General features: G+C 70.4%; 16 protein-coding genes. 14 read left to right on the forward strand and 2 right to left on the reverse strand.

Annotated features, from left to right (window positions below):
• Window positions 1-32 precede the first annotated feature (32 nt).
• Entirely contained in the window at window positions 33-1,385 is a 1,353-nt protein-coding gene (locus DC434_RS08745; protein WP_207769938.1) for a DUF349 domain-containing protein, read from the reverse strand.
• Window positions 1,386-1,601: 216 nt separating this feature from the next.
• Here DC434_RS08745 and nirB point away from each other — a divergent pair, with 216 nt between their 5' ends.
• Genes nirB through DC434_RS08765 form a run of 4 tightly spaced genes read left to right on the forward strand, consistent with a single transcriptional unit; the run spans window position 1,602 to window position 6,494 of the window.
• Complete coding sequence (gene nirB / locus DC434_RS08750; protein ID WP_207769939.1) at window positions 1,602-4,181, forward strand: nitrite reductase large subunit NirB; 2,580 nt, start codon at window positions 1,602-1,604, stop codon at window positions 4,179-4,181.
• The gene (gene nirD, locus DC434_RS08755; RefSeq protein ID WP_116634913.1) at window positions 4,178-4,558 is read left to right on the forward strand and encodes a nitrite reductase small subunit NirD; all 381 of its coding nucleotides are present in this window, start codon (window positions 4,178-4,180) and stop codon (window positions 4,556-4,558) included. Before nirB ends, nirD begins: the two co-directional genes overlap by 4 nt.
• On the forward strand, window positions 4,555-5,370 hold the full coding sequence (gene cobA / locus DC434_RS08760; protein ID WP_116634914.1) for a uroporphyrinogen-III C-methyltransferase: 816 nt from the start codon (window positions 4,555-4,557) through the stop codon (window positions 5,368-5,370). Before nirD ends, cobA begins: the two co-directional genes overlap by 4 nt.
• Window positions 5,367-6,494: a uroporphyrinogen-III synthase gene (locus DC434_RS08765; protein ID WP_116634915.1), complete on the forward strand. Its 1,128-nt coding sequence runs from the start codon at window positions 5,367-5,369 to the stop codon at window positions 6,492-6,494. Before cobA ends, DC434_RS08765 begins: the two co-directional genes overlap by 4 nt.
• Window positions 6,495-6,516: 22 nt before the next feature.
• On the opposite strand, the gene DC434_RS08770 is transcribed toward DC434_RS08765, so the two are convergent.
• A complete protein-coding gene (locus DC434_RS08770; RefSeq protein ID WP_243408872.1) occupies window positions 6,517-6,819 on the reverse strand; it encodes a hypothetical protein in 303 nt (100 codons plus the stop codon).
• Between the two features lie 113 nt (window positions 6,820-6,932).
• On the opposite strand from DC434_RS08770, the gene DC434_RS08775 reads away from it, so the two are divergent.
• The 10 genes from DC434_RS08775 to aroB all read left to right on the forward strand — a co-directional run bounded on the left by DC434_RS08775 (window position 6,933) and on the right by aroB (window position 17,782).
• Window positions 6,933-8,303 (forward strand): replication-associated recombination protein A, encoded by a 1,371-nt coding sequence (locus DC434_RS08775; protein WP_116634917.1) that lies wholly within the window; start codon window positions 6,933-6,935, stop codon window positions 8,301-8,303.
• A gap of 181 nt (window positions 8,304-8,484) precedes the next feature.
• Complete coding sequence (rpsD, locus tag DC434_RS08780) at window positions 8,485-9,114, forward strand: 30S ribosomal protein S4 (RefSeq protein ID WP_116634918.1); 630 nt, start codon at window positions 8,485-8,487, stop codon at window positions 9,112-9,114.
• Window positions 9,115-9,224: 110 nt separating this feature from the next.
• The gene (locus DC434_RS08785) at window positions 9,225-9,413 is read left to right on the forward strand and encodes a hypothetical protein (RefSeq protein ID WP_116634919.1); all 189 of its coding nucleotides are present in this window, start codon (window positions 9,225-9,227) and stop codon (window positions 9,411-9,413) included.
• Between the two features lie 52 nt (window positions 9,414-9,465).
• Window positions 9,466-12,126 carry an alanine--tRNA ligase gene (alaS, locus tag DC434_RS08790; protein WP_116634920.1) on the forward strand — a complete coding sequence of 887 codons (2,661 nt, stop codon included), beginning with the start codon at window positions 9,466-9,468 and terminating at the stop codon, window positions 12,124-12,126.
• Window positions 12,123-12,596, forward strand: coding sequence for a Holliday junction resolvase RuvX (ruvX, locus tag DC434_RS08795; RefSeq protein ID WP_116634921.1), 474 nt, complete (start codon window positions 12,123-12,125; stop codon window positions 12,594-12,596). Before alaS ends, ruvX begins: the two co-directional genes overlap by 4 nt.
• 2 nt (window positions 12,597-12,598) lie before the next feature.
• Window positions 12,599-14,086, forward strand: a complete 1,488-nt coding sequence (gene mltG, locus DC434_RS08800; RefSeq protein WP_116634922.1) for an endolytic transglycosylase MltG — start codon at window positions 12,599-12,601, stop codon at window positions 14,084-14,086.
• Window positions 14,061-14,903, forward strand: coding sequence for a shikimate dehydrogenase (locus DC434_RS08805; RefSeq protein WP_116634923.1), 843 nt, complete (start codon window positions 14,061-14,063; stop codon window positions 14,901-14,903). The genes mltG and DC434_RS08805 overlap by 26 nt, the downstream gene beginning before the upstream one ends.
• 62 nt (window positions 14,904-14,965) lie before the next feature.
• The gene (aroC, locus tag DC434_RS08810; protein ID WP_116634924.1) at window positions 14,966-16,195 is read left to right on the forward strand and encodes a chorismate synthase; all 1,230 of its coding nucleotides are present in this window, start codon (window positions 14,966-14,968) and stop codon (window positions 16,193-16,195) included.
• Window positions 16,179-16,697: a shikimate kinase gene (locus tag DC434_RS08815; RefSeq protein WP_116634925.1), complete on the forward strand. Its 519-nt coding sequence runs from the start codon at window positions 16,179-16,181 to the stop codon at window positions 16,695-16,697. Before aroC ends, DC434_RS08815 begins: the two co-directional genes overlap by 17 nt.
• On the forward strand, window positions 16,694-17,782 hold the full coding sequence (gene aroB, locus DC434_RS08820) for a 3-dehydroquinate synthase (protein ID WP_116634926.1): 1,089 nt from the start codon (window positions 16,694-16,696) through the stop codon (window positions 17,780-17,782). The genes DC434_RS08815 and aroB overlap by 4 nt, the downstream gene beginning before the upstream one ends.

Here is a 17,782-nt window from a genome sequence, read left to right on the forward strand (position 1 = left end):
GAGCGATCGCGGTCGACCTGTGGAGAACCGGGTCAGCCGCCCAGTGCGCTGAGCCAGGTGCGTCGAGCCTCGAGCGCATCGGCGGCAGCCTTCGCCGCCTTCTTGTCGCCGGCCTTCTCCGCCGCCGCGAGCTCGGCCTCGAGCTTCTCGATCGCCTCGAGCAGCTGCGAGCTCATGTCATTGGCGCGGGCCTTGGTCTCGGGGTTGTTCTTCTTCCAGTCGACCTCTTCGCGCGCCTTCAGAGCCTGCTCGATGACGCGGAGGCGGTCGTCCAGAGCGCGCTCCTTCTCCCGGGGGAAGACGCGTCCGATCTCGTCCCACTGCTGCTGGATGCGGGTGAGCAGCGCGCGGGCGCGCTTGATGTTCGACTCGTCGGCGACGGCCTTGGCCTCTTCGAGCAGGGCCTGACGGGCCTCGATCTTCGGGCCGGACTCGGCCTCCTCGGCGGCGGCCTGCTCGGCGCGAGCGGCGTAGAGGGCGTCTCCTGCCGCCTTGAACTTCGCCCAGAGCGCGTCGTCGGCCTTGCGCCCGGCACGGCCGGCTGCCTTCCACTCGTCGAGCAGGTTGCGGTAGGCGGGGATGCCGTCGGTGCCGCGCGGGGCGAGAGCCTCTGCGCGCTCCACCAGACGGGACTTCGCGTCTCGAGCGACCTTGTGGGTGTCGTCGAGCTCGGAGTAGAAGGCGCGTCGCTGCTTGTCGACGACGGCGCGAGCATCGCGGAATCGCTTCCAGAGCTGCTGCGAGATGCCCTTCGACAGGCGAGGGCCGGTCTGCTGCTGCGCCTGCCAGGCGTCGAACAGCTCGCCGAGCTCGGCCGTGACCTGCTTCCACTGGACCTTGCTGAGGTCGCGCCCGGCGATCGCCTCGGCGCGCTCGACGAGGACGGTCCGCTCGGCGATCGCCTTGTCGACGAGCTCCTTCGCCTGCTGCGCCTCCTGCTCCGTGGCCTCGGAGAGCGATGCGGTGAGGGCGTTCAGACGGTCGCGCAGACCGGCGAGGTCTCCGACGGCGGCGGCATCCGTCGCCTCGTCGATGAGGTGACCGGCCTGCTTGGCGAGATCGCTCGCGGACGCCCCGCCCGACTGCTGACGCTGCTCGAGCGCGTGCACCTTGAAGGCGATGTCGTCGAACTTGCGCACGAAGTAGGCGAGCGCTTCGTCGGGGGTCCCGTCGGGGTACTGGCCCACCACGCGCCAGGCGTCGCCCTCGCGCACCTCGACGGTGCCGTCTTCGGACACGCGGCCCCATTCGGCGGACGACGACGAGGATGCCGGGGCCGGAGCGACCGGCGGCACGACGGCCGGTGTCGGCGCCTTCCGGGGCATCGGCACGGCGGGGGGTGCGGGAACGGGGGGAGTCGGCTTCGACGGCTCGGTGGCAGACACGGTGATTCTCCTTGCGCGGTAAGGCCGCGGGAGGCGGAAAGGACGAGGCTCAGCCTAGTACGCCCGCGGGTTGCCGGTGAGGCCCGCCGTTCTCACATCATCGTTACCGATCTGTGAGGAGATCGTTCGACGGGTGAAACATGCAGCGTCCTCTCCGAGAAACACGGCGCTCCTATCGTCGCCAGCACGACAGTTCCCCCGGTCGACAGGAGCCCCATGAACGACACCGCATCCACGCCGCACGAGATCCTGGTCGTCGGAGCGGGCATGGTGGCGCATCGATTCGTGGAGAGCCTGCTCAGCCGCGCCGACGCGGATGTGCGTGTCACCGTCATCGGCGACGAGGGGCGCGGGCCATACGACCGCGTGGGGCTGACGAGCTTCTTCTCGGGCGCCACCCCGGACGACCTCGAACTCGACCGCTCGGTCTTCCGCGACGCGCGGGTGCGTCTGATCCAGAACGATCGCGTCCTGCGCATCGATCGCTCCGCCCGCTCGGTGCGCACGCGCTCGCGTCGCAACTACGACTACGACACGCTCGTGCTCGCCACCGGCTCCTACGCCGCCAGGGTGGCCGTGGACGGCGCCGATCTCCCCGGCTGCTTCGTCTACCGCACGCTCGACGACGTGCAGGCGCTCCGGGACTTCGTCTCCCGGCGGGCGAGCGCGCTCGGCCGCCCTCTGCGCGGCGCGGTCATCGGCGGCGGCCTGCTGGGCCTGGAGGCGGCGGGTGCGCTCCAGGGGCTGGACGTCGACACCACGGTCGTGCAGTACTCGGACCGCCTGATGTCGGCGCAGCTCGATCAGGCCGGTGGCGGCATGCTGAAGCGTCTGCTCGAGGCCCGCGGCATCACGGTGCGCACGCAGGCACGGACGACGAGGCTCGACCCGGACGAGTCCGGGGCGGTCACGGCACTGGAGTTCCAGGACGGCTCGTTCCAGCGGGCCGATGTCGTCGTGTTCACGGTCGGCGTGCGCCCGCGGGACGAGTTGGCGCGAAACGCCGAGCTGGAGGTGCACCCGCGGGGCGGTGTGCTGATCGACGAGCGGTGCTCGACGTCCGACCCGAACATCCTCGCGATCGGCGAGGTCGCCAACTTCGACGACCGATGCGTCGGCCTCGTGGCTCCGGGGTACGCGATGGCGGAGGTCGCGGCCACCCGGCTGCTCGGAGGAGACGCAGGCTTCCCCGGCTACGACGAATCCGCCAAGCTCAAGCTCTCGGGTGTCGACGTGGCGAGCTTCGGCGATGCGCTCGCCCGTACCCCCGACGCGCTCGACGTCGTCTACGCCGATCCCGTGGCGGGCGTCTACAAGAAGCTCGTGCTCTCGGACGACGCGCAGACGCTGCTCGGCGGCATCCTCGTCGGCGACGCGAGCGCCTACGGCTCGCTGCGGCCGCTCGTGGGTGCCAGGCTCGGTGCCGATCCGTCGGCCTACCTGCTGCCGGAAGGGGGCAACGCCGCACCGATGGGGGAGCTCCCGGACGAAGCCGTCGTGTGCTCGTGCTCCAACGTCTCGGCGGGGCGGATCCGCCAGGCCGTGCACGAGGAGGGCTGCCGGGATGCGGCGGCCGTCAAGGGGTGCACGAAGGCGGGCGCGACCTGCGGCTCGTGCGTGCTGATGGTCAAGAAGGTGGTCGGGCAGGAGCTCACCAAGCTCGGCCAGACGGTGTCGAACGCGCTGTGCGAGCACTTCGACATGTCGCGCCGTCAGCTGTTCGACGCCGTGCGGATCGCCGAGCTGTCGACGTTCAGCTCGATCGTCGAGCGCTTCGGACGCGGTCGCGGCTGCGACATCTGCAAGCCCGCGATCGCCAGCATCCTGTCGGGACTCGTCGGCCAACACGTGCTCGAGGGCGAGAACGCCACGCTCCAGGACACCAACGATCACGTGATGGCGAACATGCAGAAGGACGGCACCTACTCCGTCGTCCCGCGGATGCCGGGCGGCGAGGTGACGCCGGACGGCCTGTTGGCGATCGGGCAGATCGCGAAGGACTTCGCCCTGTACACGAAGATCACGGGCGGTCAGCGCATCGACATGTTCGGCGCGCGTCTGGAGCAGCTGCCGCTGATCTGGGAGCGGCTGGTGGATGCCGGCTTCGAATCCGGTCACGCCTACGGCAAGTCGCTGCGCACGGTGAAGTCGTGCGTGGGGTCGACCTGGTGCCGCTACGGCGTGCTGGACGCGGTGGGCATGGCCGTGAAGCTGGAGCTGCGGTACCGCGGGCTGCGCGCACCGCACAAGCTGAAGCTCGGTGTCTCGGGATGCGCGCGGGAGTGCGCGGAGGCCCGCTCGAAGGACGTAGGGATCATCGCGACGGAGAACGGGTGGAACATGTACGTCGGCGGCAACGGCGGCTTCACGCCGCGGCACGCGCAGCTGCTCGCGTCGGAGCTCGACGACGAGGGTCTGATCCGCGCGATCGACCGGTTCTTCATGTACTACATCCGCACGGCCGATCGGCTGCAGCGCACGGCTCCCTGGTGCGAGGAGGTCGAGGGAGGACTCGACGGCCTCCGGTCCGTGATCTTCGACGACAGCCTCGGGATCTGCGACGATCTCGACGCCGCGATGGCGCTGCACGTGGAGCACTACGAGGACGAGTGGGCCGCGACGCTGAAGGATCCCCAGAAGCTCGAGAGGTTCCGCTCCTTCGTCAACGCGGCGGACACCCCTGACCCGTCCCTCGGGTACGTGGCCGAGCGCGGGCAGATCAGGCCGGCGACGGCCGAGGAGCGACGTTCGGGCGCGGTCCTGATCGCCGGGACGGCACTGGAGGTACGACGATGACCGGTCTGATCGCGGAGGAGACCCTGGTGCGCATCTGCGCGATCTCCGACCTCGAGGTCGAGCGCGGGCGCGCGGCGCTGCTCGGCAGCGAGCAGCTGGCGCTGTTCCTGCTCGCCGACGGCACGGTGCACGCCGTGTCGAACCTCGATCCGTACAGCGGCGCGAACGTGATCTCCCGCGGCATCGTGGGGACCAGGGGAGAGGCGCCGACGGTCGCGTCGCCGTTGCACAAGCAGGTGTTCGACCTGCGCACCGGGGCGTGCCTGGAGACGCAGGGGAAGCCGGATGCGTCGTTGCGGGTGTACCCCGTCCGGGTGACGGCCGACGGGGTGCATGTCGACGTCGCGGGGGCTGCCGCCGGGGAGGACGGCGCATGATGTTCCGGTTCCGTCGGAGGAGGACGGCAGGATCGTGGACGAGCGGCGGATCGACGCGTGTGGGGCGCGTCGATCTCGTCGGCGGCGGACCGGGGCCCGCCGATCTGATGACCCTGAGGGCCCATCGTCTGCTCGCCGAGGCCGACGTGGTGGTCGCCGATCGGCTGGGTCCGGCGGACGAGGTGCGGGCGCAGCTCGGTCCTGAGGTCATCGTCATCGACGTCGGCAAGCGTCCGGGGCATCACCCGGTGCCGCAGGCGCAGATCAACGCACTCCTCGTCGACCATGCGCGGGCGGGAAGGCGCGTCGTGCGTCTGAAGGGGGGCGATCCCTTCGTCCTCGGTCGTGGAGGCGAGGAGGTGCTCGCCTGCGAGGCCGCGGGCATCCCCGTCTCGGTGACACCCGGGGTGAGCAGTGCGATCTCCGTGCCCCAGGCGGCCGGCATCCCGGTGACGCATCGCGGCGTGGCATCCGCCCTGCACGTGGTGAACGGCCAGGGGCCGTTCACCGACAGCACCCTGTCGTCGCTCGCCGACCCGTCCGTGACCACGGTCGTGCTGATGGGCGTGGCCGCGCTCCCTCGGCTGGTCGATGCGGCGCTCCGACACGGCATCCCCGTCGATCGTCCGGTCGCGGTCGTCGAGAACGGGCACACGCCGCGACAGCGCACGGTGCGCAGCACCCTGGGCGCTATCGTGGCCGACGCAGAGGAGGCCGCCGTGGTCAATCCCGCCGTGATCGTGATCGGCGACGTCGCACGCGCCGGACTGCTGCTGCCCACGACGTCGCAGTTCGCGGAGAGCTCGGCGTGACGAACACACCCACACTCGACTCCGCGCTGGCCGGCTGCACGATCATCGTCGCCGCCGACCGCCGCTCGGTCGACCTCGCGACGGCGCTCGAGCGGAGGGGAGCACAGGTGCATCGTGCTCCCGCGCTCAGCATCGTCGCGAACGCGGATGACGCGGAGCTGATGCTCCGGACCGAGCAGCTCATCTCCGCGCCGCCGGACATCGTCGTCGTCACGACCGGCGTCGGGTTCCGCGGGTGGATGGATGCCGCGCACGAGCACGGTCTCGATGAGCGCATCGGCGCGGCGCTGCGCGGTGCGCACTTCGTCGCCCGCGGACCCAAGGCGCACGGCGCGATCCAGCAGGCAGGGTTCACCGCCGACTGGGTCGCGGAGTCGGAGACCTCCGCGGAGGTCGGCGAGTATCTGCTCGCCTCGGGGATCTCGGGCAAGCGGATCGTGGTCCAGCACCACGGCGCCGGATCCGACGGGCTCGATGAGCTGCTGACGGAGGCCGGTGCCGAGGTCGTCAGCGTGACGGTGTATCGCTGGGGACCGCCGCCCGACCCCGAGGTGGTGCGCCGGTCGGCCCGCCAGGCGGGCGCGGGCGAAGCGGATGCCGTGCTCTTCACCTCCGCTCCCGGAGCCGCCTCCTGGCTCGCCGTCGCCGAGGAGGCGGGAGTGCTCGACGACATCCGTCGCCGTGCCGCGACCGGCAGACTGCTCCTCGCCGCGGTCGGCCCCATCACGGCGGGACCGCTGCTGTCGGCCGACCTGGAGACGACGATCGCGGACCGCGGGCGCCTCGGATCACTCGCCCGCTGTGTGATCGCGCATTTCGGCGGCGGCCGTGCGCCGTCGCTGGAGACGGATGCCGGGCGCCTCGAGGTGCGCAGCGGCGGAGTCCTGATCGACGAGCGCTTCGTGCCGCTGTCGCACACGGCCGCGCGCCTCATCGAGGCGCTGTTCGTCGCGGGCGGCCGCGTGCTCTCGCGTGCGGAGATCGGACGCGTCCTCCCCGGCAGCGACCGCAACGGCCACGCGGTCGAGGTCGCCGTGGCCCGGCTCCGGGAGTCGCTGTGCGGCGCGGAGCTCGTGCAGACCGTCGTGAAGCGCGGTTATCGGCTCGCGGTCATCGAGTACTGACCGGACGCGGAGTCGTGACCGGCTACTCCGCCGGGGTGTCCGAGGGGATCGGAACCGGGGTCTCGACCGGCGCCTCGGTCGGCGCGGTCGTCGGCTCGACGGTCGGCGTCGGCGTGGGCTCAGGAGCGGTGACCTGCGCATGCACGACCTGGCTCGCGATGGCGGCGAGGACGATGACGGAGCCGGCGATCGCCGCGATGGCGTTGTCGCGCGTGCGGCGACGGATCTGCCCCTGATGCCAGATCGTGCGCGCGGTGTGCAGACGGGTGCGGCGCTCGGCCTGAACGCGCTCCTGCCGGGTGCTCCTCGAACCGCGTGCGGCCATGCCTCGATCTCCCATCCGTGCGACGGTGCGTCACGTCGCCTCAGAGCCTACCGTCGGCGGCGGGGTGCGTTGAGCGTCACCCGAGTGTCGTGACCCGCCAGTAGCCTGGTGGGATGACGTCCCCTGCCGCGCTGCTCTCCGGGCAGACGCCTCTCGCCGTGCGCATGCGCCCGGTCTCCCTCTCCGAGGTCGCCGGGCAGCGTCATCTTCTGCGATCGGGCTCGCCGATCGTGGCACTCGCCGACCCGGAGGCGACGTCGCCGGGTGCGGTGTCGATCATCCTCTGGGGTCCTCCCGGCACGGGCAAGACCACTCTGGCTCAGGCGATCGCCCGTTCCTCCGGGCGCCGCTTCGTCGAGCTCTCGGCGGTCACCGCCGGCGTGAAGGACGTGCGCGAGGTGATGCAGGAGGCGATCACCCAGCGCGACCTCTACGGTCAGACGACGATCCTCTTCCTCGACGAGATCCATCGGTTCACCAAGGCCCAGCAGGATGCGCTGCTCCCCGGGGTCGAGAACGGCTGGGTCATCCTGATCGCGGCCACGACGGAGAATCCGTCCTTCTCGGTGATCTCCCCGCTGCTGTCGCGGTCGCTTCTGCTCACGCTGCAGCCGCTCACCGACGACGACATCGGCCTGCTGGTCGACCGGGCGGTCGGCGACGCGCGCGGTCTGAACGGTGCCGTCGCGCTGAGCGATGAGGCGAGGTCCGCGCTCATCCGACTCGCGTCCGGCGATGCCCGTCGTGCGCTCACCGGTCTCGAAGCCGCCGCCGCGGTGGCGCTCTCGCATGCGGCCGACGCCCCGGCGAAGGGCAGGAAGAAGAAGGACTCCGAGGCGAGTGGTGCGCCGGCGGTCTCCGCCGACGACGTCTCGCAGGCCGTCGACAAGGCGCTGCTGCGCTACGACCGTCAGGGCGACGAGCACTACGACGTCATCAGCGCGTTCATCAAGTCGATCAGGGGTTCCGACCCGGATGCCGCGCTGCACTACCTCGCCCGCATGATCGAGGCGGGGGAGGACCCGCGGTTCATCGCGCGGCGCCTCGTGATCTCGGCATCCGAGGATGTCGGTCTCGCCGACCCGCAGGGCCTCGTCATCGCGGTCGCCGCCGCCGACGCCGTCGCGTTCATCGGAATGCCGGAGGGGCGCATCCCGCTGGCCGAGGCGACGGTGTACCTGGCGACGACGGCGAAGTCGAACGCCGCGTACGTCGGCATCGACGCCGCGATCGCCGACATCCGCAAGGGCGGCTTCGGCCGGGTGCCCGTGCATCTGCGCGACGCGCACTACCCCGGCGCGAAGCGGCTCGGCCACGGCAAGGGCTACGTCTACTCGCACGACAGCGAGTACGGCATCGTGCCGCAGCAGTATCTGCCAGACGAGCTCGACGGCCGGCGGTACTACGAGCCGAAGACCCTCGGAGCCGAGCGCGACGTCGCCGCCCGCCTGGAGCGGATCCGCCGCATCCTCGGCGATCGCTGAGCTGCCTTCATCGAGCCGACCGGCGATCTGTTAGACTTGACCGGCTCGAAACCGAGTTTTCGGGCATCTCCTCGTTCACACCCCACCTGGCCGGTGCCCCGGCGTGCGCTCCCAGGCAGAACGCGGACGATACGTCCGTGAGTCGCGAAAGACGCGACCACGTCATCGGAAGGACAGCTTCGTGACCACGAAGTCCCAGGACCGCCGCAAGGTGCGTCTCAGCCGCGCCCTCGGCGTCGCTCTCACCCCGAAGGCCGCCCGCTACCTCGAGAAGCGTCCGTACGCTCCGGGTGAGCACGGCCGCACCAAGCGCAAGGCCGACAGCGACTACGCCGTCCGTCTGCGTGAGAAGCAGCGTCTGCGCGAGCAGTACGGCATCCGCGAGAAGCAGATGCGCAACACGTTCAACGAGGCTCGTCGTCACGACGGCCTGACCGGTGAGAACCTGGTCGAGCTCCTCGAGATGCGTCTCGACGCGCTCGTCGTGCGTTCGGGCTTCGCCCGCACCACCGCGCAGGCTCGCCAGCTCGTCGTGCACCGTCACATCCTCGTCGACGGCCAGCTCGTCGACCGCCCGTCGTTCCGCGTGAAGCCGGGTCAGCTCATCCACGTCAAGCCCAAGAGCGAGGGCACCGAGCCCTTCCAGGTGGCGGCAGCCGGCGGTCACGCCGAGGTGCTTCCCCCCGTTCCCGGCTACCTCGAGGTCGAGCTCGACAAGCTCCAGGCTCGTCTGCTCCGTCGTCCGAAGCGCGCCGAGGTCCCCGTGACCTGTGAAGTGCAGCTCGTCGTCGAGTACTACGCAGCTCGCTGATCCAGCGATCGAGTAATTCGCAGAAGGCGTCGGGGCAACCCGACGCCTTCTGTCGTTTCCGCCTACGATGGAGAAACCGCGCCTTCGCGGATAGAGGCAAGGATGGTGACATGAAGAGCTTGCGATGGTTCGTGTTCGGTCTGATCGGCGGCTTCGTCGTCGCTCATTTCATGGACAAGGACCCGCGGGGTCACGACATCCTCGCCGAGGTCGATGCCCGGATCAACGGATTCACGGCTGCCCTCGGCGATGCCTATCGCGAGCAGGAGGCACGGCTCACGGAGCCGGGCAAGAACTGAACCCTCGCTGCGCCTCGGCGCGGCATTCTCACGCAAGGACACCCGGCACTCTATGAAAACTGCGGAGATCGCGCAGCGCTACCTCGATTTCTTCGAGAAGAACGACCACGTCATCGTCCCGTCGGCCTCTCTGGTCAGCGACGATCCCTCCCTGCTGTTCACGGTGGCCGGCATGGTGCCGATGATCCCGTACCTGACCGGCGTGGTGCCTGCACCCCACCCCCGGATCGCGGACGTGCAGAAGTGCATCCGCACCAACGACATCGAAGAGGTCGGTCGGACCGCTCGGCACGGCACGTTCTTCCAGATGCTCGGCAACTGGTCGTTCGGCGACTACTTCAAGGAAGGCGCCATCCGCTACGCCTGGGAGCTGCTCACCAGCTCCGAGGCCGACGGCGGCTACGGATTCGACGAGAAGGACCTCTGGGTCACCGTCTACGAGACCGATGACGAGGCCGAGGCGATCTGGCGCGACATCATCGGGCTGAAGCCGGAGCGCATCCAGCGGCTCGGCCGCGCCGACAACTACTGGAACACCGGCCAGCCCGGTCCCGGCGGCCCGGACTCCGAGATCTTCTTCGACCGCGGACCCGCGTACGGCAACGACGGCGGACCAGCCGCGGACGACTCCCGGTTCCTGGAGATCTGGAACCTGGTCTTCATGCAGGACTTCATCGAGAACATCCGCAGCAAGACCGAGTTCGACATCGTCGGCGAGCTGCCGATGAAGAACATCGACACCGGCATGGGTCTCGAGCGCGTCGCGTTCCTCAAGCAGGGCGTCGACAACATGTACGAGACCGATCAGGTGCGCCCCGTGCTCGACCGCGCGGTCGAGCTGTCCGGACGCCGCTACGGCGCGTCCCATGAGGACGACGTGCGCTTCCGCGTGATCGCCGATCACGTGCGCTCCTCGCTCATGCTGCTGTCCGACGGCGTGCGGCCGTCGAACGAGGGCCGCGGATACATCCTTCGCCGCCTCATGCGGCGCACGGTGCGCGCGATGCGTCTGCTCGGCGTCGACGAGCCCGTCTTCCCCGAGCTCTTCGCGACATCGCGCGACGCGATGAAGTCGGCCTACCCGGTGCTCGAGAAGGACTGGTCGACGCTCTCCGCGTCCGCCTTCGCCGAGGAGGAGACGTTCCGGCGCACGCTCGTGGCGGGATCGACCATCCTCGACCTCGCGCTCGATCAGACGAAGCAGGGCGGGGGCAAGACGCTCAGCGGCCCCGAGGCGTTCCTGCTGCACGACACGTACGGCTTCCCGATCGACCTCACGCTCGAGGTCGCCGAGGAAGCAGGGCTCGACGTCGATCGTGCCGCTTTCGACTCGCTCATGCAGGAGCAGCGTCAGCGGGCCAAGGCCGACGCGCGCAACCGCAAGCGCCAGCTCGCGGACGTCTCGGTCTACCGTGATCTCCGTGCGCTCGGCGAGACCGGCTTCGACGGCTACACCGCGCTCGAGGTCGAGTCGCGCATCCTCGGCATCCTGGTCGACGGCGCCGTCGTGCGCAGTGCGTCGGAGGGGCAGATCGCCGAGGTGGTGCTCGCCGAGACGACGCTGTACGCGGAGTCGGGCGGTCAGGTGGCCGACAAGGGCACCATCGTCGGCCCCGGGTTCGAGCTCGAGGTTCTCGACGTGCAGCGTCCGGTTCCCGGTCTGATCAGCCACACCGTGGAGGTCACGCGGGGCACCGTCGCCGTGGATGACGCCGCGACGACGGTCGTTGACGCCGCGAACCGGCGTGCCGCGCGCCAGGCCCACTCGGCGACGCACCTCGTGCACGCCGCCCTTCGCGACACCCTCGGACCGACGGCCACGCAGGCCGGCTCCCTGAACCGCGCCGGGTACATGCGTTTCGACTTCTCGTGGTCGCAGGCGCTCTCGGGCGAGACGCGCTCCGAGATCGAGGAGATCACCAACCGCGCCGTGCAGGACGCCCTCGAGGTGACCACGCGCATCGTCTCGCTCGACGAGGCGAAGGAGGCCGGCGCGATGGCCCTCTTCGGCGAGAAGTACGGCGACGTGGTCCGCATGGTCGACATCGGCGGCCCGTGGTCCCGTGAGCTGTGCGCGGGCACCCATGTCGGCACCAGTGCGGAGATCGGTCTGGTCAGCGTCGTCGGAGAGTCGTCCGTCGGCGCATCCAACCGTCGGATCGAAGCCCTCGTCGGCGCGGACGCGTTCCGTGAACTGGCGGCGGAGCGGGCACTCGTGTCGCAGCTCACCGCCTCGCTGAAGACGCCGCGCGAGCAGCTGCCCGAGCGGATCGCCGATCTGGCAGCAAGTCTCAAGGCCGCCGAGAAGCGCATCGCGCAGTACGAGGCGAAGGAGCGCGCCGGTCAGGTGCCGGCCATCGCCGATGCCGCGCAGCGTGTCGGATCCTTCCTCATCGCCGCGCAGTCGCTCGGCGAGGTCGCCTCGGCCGACGATGTGCGAGAGCTCGTCCTCGGTGTGCGCGACCGTCTCGGGTCCGAGGCCGCGGTCGTCGCTCTCGGTGCTGTCGTGGGCGGACGGCCGGTCGTCGTGGTCGCGACCAACGATGCCGCCCGCACCGCGGGTGCCAAGGCCGGTGTGCTCGCCAAGCGAGCCGCGGGTGTGCTCGGCGGCGGAGGCGGCGGTCGTGACGACGTCGCACAGGGCGGTGGTACGGACGCTTCGGCGCTCCCCGCTGCGCTGGAGTCCGTCTCTCAGGAGCTGCACGCCGCGTGAGCGGGTTCCGCCGCGGGGTGCGCCTCGGCATCGACGTGGGCCGTGCTCGGGTCGGTGTGGCGCGATCCGACCCCGATGGGATGCTCGCCGTGCCCGTGGAGACCGTTCCCCGCGACGACCTCTCGATCGACCGCATCGTCGAGATCGCCGGAGACTACGACCTCCTGGAGTTCGTCGTCGGACTTCCGGTAAACATGCAGGGGGCGGACACGCCGTCGACGACGGATGCGCGCGAGTTCGCCGCCGCGCTCGGCCGGCGCAGCGGTGCGCCGGTGCGGCTGGTGGACGAGCGCCTCAGCACCGTCACCGCCCATGCGGCGCTGCGGTCCTCCGGGCGATCACAGAAGAAGTCTCGTAGCATTGTTGATCAGGTCGCCGCCGTGGTGCTGCTGCAGCAGGCGATCGACACGGAGAAGAGCACCGGAAACCCGGCCGGTGCCACGATCCCGGTTGACGAGGAGCCCGCCTGAACATGTCCGAACGCGAGAGTGCTTCCCCCCAGCACGATCCGGGCGCCCGCCTGGGCGACCTGTTCGAGAATCTGCCCGCCCCGACACGTCAGATCCCGACCGTCGACAACAGCGCCCCGACGCCGGGTTCGCGCCGCGCCGCGCGCGAGGCCGCCGGTCGGCCCTCGGAGTCGCACGACTCGGCGGGCTCGCCGGGTTCGGAGTCGACGAGCGAGGATTCCGCCAACACGGAGCCTGCGCGCCGCGAGCCCTCTGCCGCGGACGCCCTCTTCGCCTCCGCAGCGTCGCCGCAGCAGGATGCATCCGCCTCAGCGGCGACGTCTCCGAAGTCGACTTCTCCCGACCCCGCCCCGCCACTGGGCGGCGGGCTGGACGATCTCTTCGCTCCGCATGAGGAGCACCCCGCCGCCCGGCGGCCGAAGAAGAAGCGGCGAACCGGCTGCCTGATCGCCCTGGCCATCGTGCTGGTGATCGTGGGAGGTCTGGCCGCCGGCGGAGTCTGGGCCTGGAACACATACGGCGACAAGATCAGCGAGGCGCTCGGCTGGGGCGGTGCCGCCGATTGGGAGCCCGGCATCGCGACGGGCGAGGTGATGGTCACGATCCGCGAGGGCGACACCGGAGGACCGGTGTCGACCGCTCTCTACGATGCGGGCGTGACCAGGACCGAGGACGTCTTCTACGACTACCTCATCAACGAGAACCTCGCCGTGACGTTCTACCCCGGCATCTATCGGCTGCAGGAGAAGATGACGGCCGAGGCCGCTCTCGCCGCTCTCAAGGACGAGAAGAACAAGCTCGAGAACACGGTGTCGATCACCGAAGGCGGGACGATCGCCTCGTCGCTGGCGAACATCGCCGAGACGCTCGGCATCCCGCTCGCGGACTTCGAGGCCGCTGTGGCCGATCCCGCGGCCTACGGCGTGTCCGCACCGTCTCTCGAGGGATGGCTCTTCCCCGCGATCTACACCTTCGATCCCGAGGTGACGGCGAAGCAGGTCATCCAGCGGATGGTCGATCGCACGCGGGAGTCGCTCGCCGCGGCAGGGGTCCCGGACGACGAAGCGGAGCGTGTGCTGACCATCGCCTCGATCATCGAGCGCGAAGGCCGCCTGGACGACTTCGCCAAGGTGTCGCGGGTGATCCAGAACCGCCTCGACATCGACATGCTCCTGCAGATGGACTCGACGGCTCAGTACGGCTACGGCTCGCTGCACGAGGGCGTCGTGTCGAGCTCGGCCGAGGCACTCGCCGACGACAACCCGTGGAACACCTACGTCCACACGGGACTCCCGGTCACGCCGATCGCGAGCCCGAGCGACGCGGCGATCGACGCGGCGATGAACCCGGCCGACGGGCCGTGGCTCTACTTCGTCACGGTCAACCTGGCCACGGGCGAGACCCAGTTCTCCGAGACCCTCGCCGAGCACGAGCAGGGTGTGGAGAAGTGGCGCGAGTGGTGCCGTGCCAATCCCGACGGCGGTTGCTGAGCCGGTGACCGCCTCGTATCTCGCCGTCTGGGGAGACCCGATCGCGCACTCGAAGTCGCCTGCGCTGCACGCGGCCGCCTACCGTGTGCTCGGTCTCGACTGGGAGTACGGGCGACGGCAGGTCGATGCGGCGGCGTTCGCCGAGGCCCTCGACGGGCTCGACGCCCGGTGGCGCGGCCTGTCGCTCACCATGCCCTTGAAGGAGGAGGCGTTCCGTGCCGCCGCATCGCGTGATGCGCATGCTGAGCTGACGGGCGCCGTGAACACGCTGCTGCTCGGCGACGCCATCGCCGGCTACAACACGGATGTCGGCGGCATCGTCGACGCGCTGGCCGAGGCGGGGATCACCGAGACGCGCTCCGTGCGCATCCTCGGTGCCGGCGCCACGGCGGCATCCGCGCTCGTCGCCGCCGCCGATCTGGGAGCGGAGAGCGTCGAGATCTCGGCGCGCCGCCCGGAGCGCGCTGCCGGTCTCATCGCTCTGGGGGAGCGCATCGGCATCTCCGTCGAGGCACGCCCGCTCGACGATGTCGCGGCCGAGACCGATCTGACCATCGCGACGCTCCCGAGCGGAACCGTTCTTCCCGAGGGTGCCGCGTCGGCCTTGGCCGCGCGAGGGGGCGCGCTGTTCGATGCGGCCTACGCCCCCTGGCCGTCCGCCCTCGCGGCGGCATGGGGCGGTGCCACCGTGGTGTCCGGACTCGGGATGCTGCTGCATCAGGCCGTGCGCCAGATCAGGATCTTCCATCACGGCGACCCGTCGACGGCGCTGCCCGACGAGGCCGCTGTGGTGGCCGCCATGCGCGCCGTGCTCTGATCCGGAGGGTCCCGAACGAAACGCGGCGCAGGACAGGCCTGATCGCATGGGAGACTGGAGCAATGCTCCGCGTGCTCACGGCCGGCGAATCGCACGGCCCAGAACTCATCGCCGTCATGGAGGGTCTGCCCTCCGGCGTGCCGGTGTCGTCCGAGGCCATCCAGGCCGATCTCGCCCGCCGCAAGCTCGGCTACGGCCGCGGCTCGCGGATGAAGTTCGAGCAGGACGAGCTGTCGATCTCGGGCGGCGTCCGCCACGGCAAGACCCTCGGCAGCCCGATCGCACTGCGCATCGGCAACACCGAGTGGCCGAAGTGGATCGAGGTCATGAACCCCGAGCCCGTGGAGCTCACCGACAAGTCCCGTGGTCGCAGCGCCCCGCTGACGCGTCCGCGTCCCGGGCACGCCGACCTCGTCGGCATGCAGAAGTACGACTTCGACGAGGCGCGTCCGATCCTCGAGCGCGCGAGCGCCAGGGAGACCGCCGCCCGGGTCGCGCTCGGCGCGATCGCCCGCTCCTTCCTCGGCGAGCTCGGCATCCGCCTCGTCAGCCACACTCTCTCGATCGGACCGGTCCGGGTGCCCGAGGGCTCGGCGCTCCCGACCCCGGACGACGTCGACGTGCTGGACGCCGATCCGCTGCGCTGCTTCGACCCCGCGACCTCCGCGCTGATGGTCGCCGAGGTCGACGACGCGAAGAAGGACGGCGACACGCTCGGCGGCATCGTCGAGGTGCTCGCGTACGGCCTCCCGCCGGGCCTCGGCTCGCACGTGCACTGGGACCGCCGCCTGGACGCCCGTCTCGCCCAGGCGCTGATGAGCATCCAGGCCATCAAGGGCGTCGAGGTCGGCGACGGCTTCGAGACGACGCGCCGACGCGGCTCGGCCGCTCACGACGAGCTGTTCGCCACGGCCGACGGGATCTCTCGTGGCTCCGACCGGGCCGGCGGCACGGAGGGCGGCATGTCGACCGGGACGGTGCTGCGCGTCCGCGCGGGCATGAAGCCCATCGCGACGGTCCCGCACGCACTGCGCACGATCGATGTGGCGACGGGGGAGGACGCGACCGCGCACCACCAGCGCTCCGACGTCTGCGCCGTTCCGGCCGCCGGAGTCGTGGCGGAGGCCATGGTCGCTGTCGAGCTCGCCCGCGCCGTGCTGGAGAAGTTCGGCGGCGACAGCGTCCGCGAGACGCGTCGCAACCTCGAGGGGTACCTCGCGGGCATTCCGGCGGAGCTGCGCACGACTCCCGCGTCCGAGGCGGCGCTCATCGCGCATGACGAGCGCGACTGACCCGCTCACGCTGGTGCTGGTGGGCCCGATGGCCGCCGGCAAGACCAGCGTCGGCAGGCGCGTGGCGCGCCGGTTGAGCGTGCCCTTCATCGACACCGACAAGCGGATCGTCGCCGCGCACGGCCCGATCCCGATGATCTTCGCCGAGCACGGGGAGCCGCATTTCCGCGAACTGGAGCGCGCCGCTGTGGCCGCCGCGCTGTCGGAGGGCGGGGTGATCTCGCTCGGCGGCGGCGCGGTGACGGATGCCGGCACGCGCGCGCTCCTGCGACAGCATCCGGTCGTCTTCCTGACGGTGAGCGCGGATGCGGTGGCCGATCGCATCCGCGGCGGGAGCCGTCCGCTGCTGGCGGGGGAGGACCCTGTGGACCGCTGGATCCGGATCTTCGAGGAACGGCGCGACTGGTACGACGAGGTGGCCTCGACGACGTTCGACACGTCGCGACGCCCGATGCAGAGGATTGCCGACGAGATCGTGGCATGGAGGAGAGAACAGCGATGAGCACGACGACCATCAGTGTCACGGGGAACGACGAGTACGACATCACCATCGGACGGGGTGTGCTCGATCAGGTATCGGCCGCGCTCGCGCCGACCGTGCGCAAGATCCTCGTGGTGCACCCTCCGACGCTCGCCGCTCGCGCCGCCGAGCTGCGCGACCGTCTGCTCGCCGACACCGAGAACGGACAGCGCGAGGTGCTTCTCGCCGAGATCCCGGATGCCGAGCAGGGCAAGCGCGTCGAGGTGGCGGCCTTCTGCTGGCAGGTCATGGGACAGGCGGACTTCACCCGCAGCGATGCCGTGATCGGCTACGGCGGAGGCGCGGTGACCGACCTCGCGGGCTTCGTGGCCGCGACGTGGCTGCGCGGGGTGCAGCTCATCCAGGTGCCCACGACGGTGCTCGGACTCGTGGACGCGGCTGTCGGAGGCAAGACGGGCATCAACACCGCCGAGGGCAAGAACCTCGTCGGCGCGTTCTGGGCGCCGGCCGCGGTCATCGGCGACCTCGACGAGCTCGCCAGCCTCAGCCCGAACGAGGCCACCGCCGGTTTCGCGGAGGTCGTGAAGGCGGGATTCATCTGGGCGCCGGAGATCCTCGACATCGTCGAAGCGGATCCCGCGCGGGCCGTCGACCCGACGACCGAGGAGTTCCGCCGCGCCGTCGAGCTCGCCATCGACATGAAGGCCAAGGTCGTCTCCGACGACTTCCGCGAGGCGGGCCTCCGCGAGATCCTCAACTACGGCCACACCCTCGGTCACGCGATCGAGCACGCGGAGCGCTACCGCTGGCGGCACGGCGCGGCGGTGTCCGTCGGCATGCTCTACGCGGCGGAGCTCTCGCGTCTGGCGGGGCGTCTGTCCGACACCGCGGCCGAGCGGCACCGGACCGTGCTGGAATCCCTCGGCCTGCCGACCACGTATCGCGCCGGTGCGTGGCCGCAGCTGCTCGCGACGATGCAGCGCGACAAGAAGAGCCGCGGCGGGATGCTCCGCTTCATCCTGCTCGACGACATCGCGAAGCCCACCGTGCTGCAGGCCCCCGACGAGTCGCTGCTCTTCGCCGCCTACCAGGAGGTCGGTGCGTGA

Origin of the sequence: Microbacterium sp. TPD7012 (genome assembly GCF_003075395.1) — a bacterium.
Lineage (GTDB): Bacteria > Actinomycetota > Actinomycetes > Actinomycetales > Microbacteriaceae > Microbacterium.

Coding starts and splice junctions, on each gene's coding strand:
- DC434_RS08770 (WP_243408872.1), bottom strand. CDS start 6,819: ATGGCCGCACGCGGTTCGAGGAGCACCCGGCAGGAGCGCGTTCAGGCC.
- nirD (WP_116634913.1), top strand. CDS start 4,178: ATGACCGGTCTGATCGCGGAGGAGACCCTGGTGCGCATCTGCGCGATC.
- cobA (WP_116634914.1), top strand. CDS start 4,555: ATGATGTTCCGGTTCCGTCGGAGGAGGACGGCAGGATCGTGGACGAGC.
- alaS (WP_116634920.1), top strand. CDS start 9,466: ATGAAAACTGCGGAGATCGCGCAGCGCTACCTCGATTTCTTCGAGAAG.
- nirB (WP_207769939.1), top strand. CDS start 1,602: ATGAACGACACCGCATCCACGCCGCACGAGATCCTGGTCGTCGGAGCG.
- aroB (WP_116634926.1), top strand. CDS start 16,694: ATGAGCACGACGACCATCAGTGTCACGGGGAACGACGAGTACGACATC.
- DC434_RS08815 (WP_116634925.1), top strand. CDS start 16,179: ATGACGAGCGCGACTGACCCGCTCACGCTGGTGCTGGTGGGCCCGATG.
- aroC (WP_116634924.1), top strand. CDS start 14,966: ATGCTCCGCGTGCTCACGGCCGGCGAATCGCACGGCCCAGAACTCATC.
- DC434_RS08775 (WP_116634917.1), top strand. CDS start 6,933: ATGACGTCCCCTGCCGCGCTGCTCTCCGGGCAGACGCCTCTCGCCGTG.
- mltG (WP_116634922.1), top strand. CDS start 12,599: ATGTCCGAACGCGAGAGTGCTTCCCCCCAGCACGATCCGGGCGCCCGC.
- DC434_RS08785 (WP_116634919.1), top strand. CDS start 9,225: ATGAAGAGCTTGCGATGGTTCGTGTTCGGTCTGATCGGCGGCTTCGTC.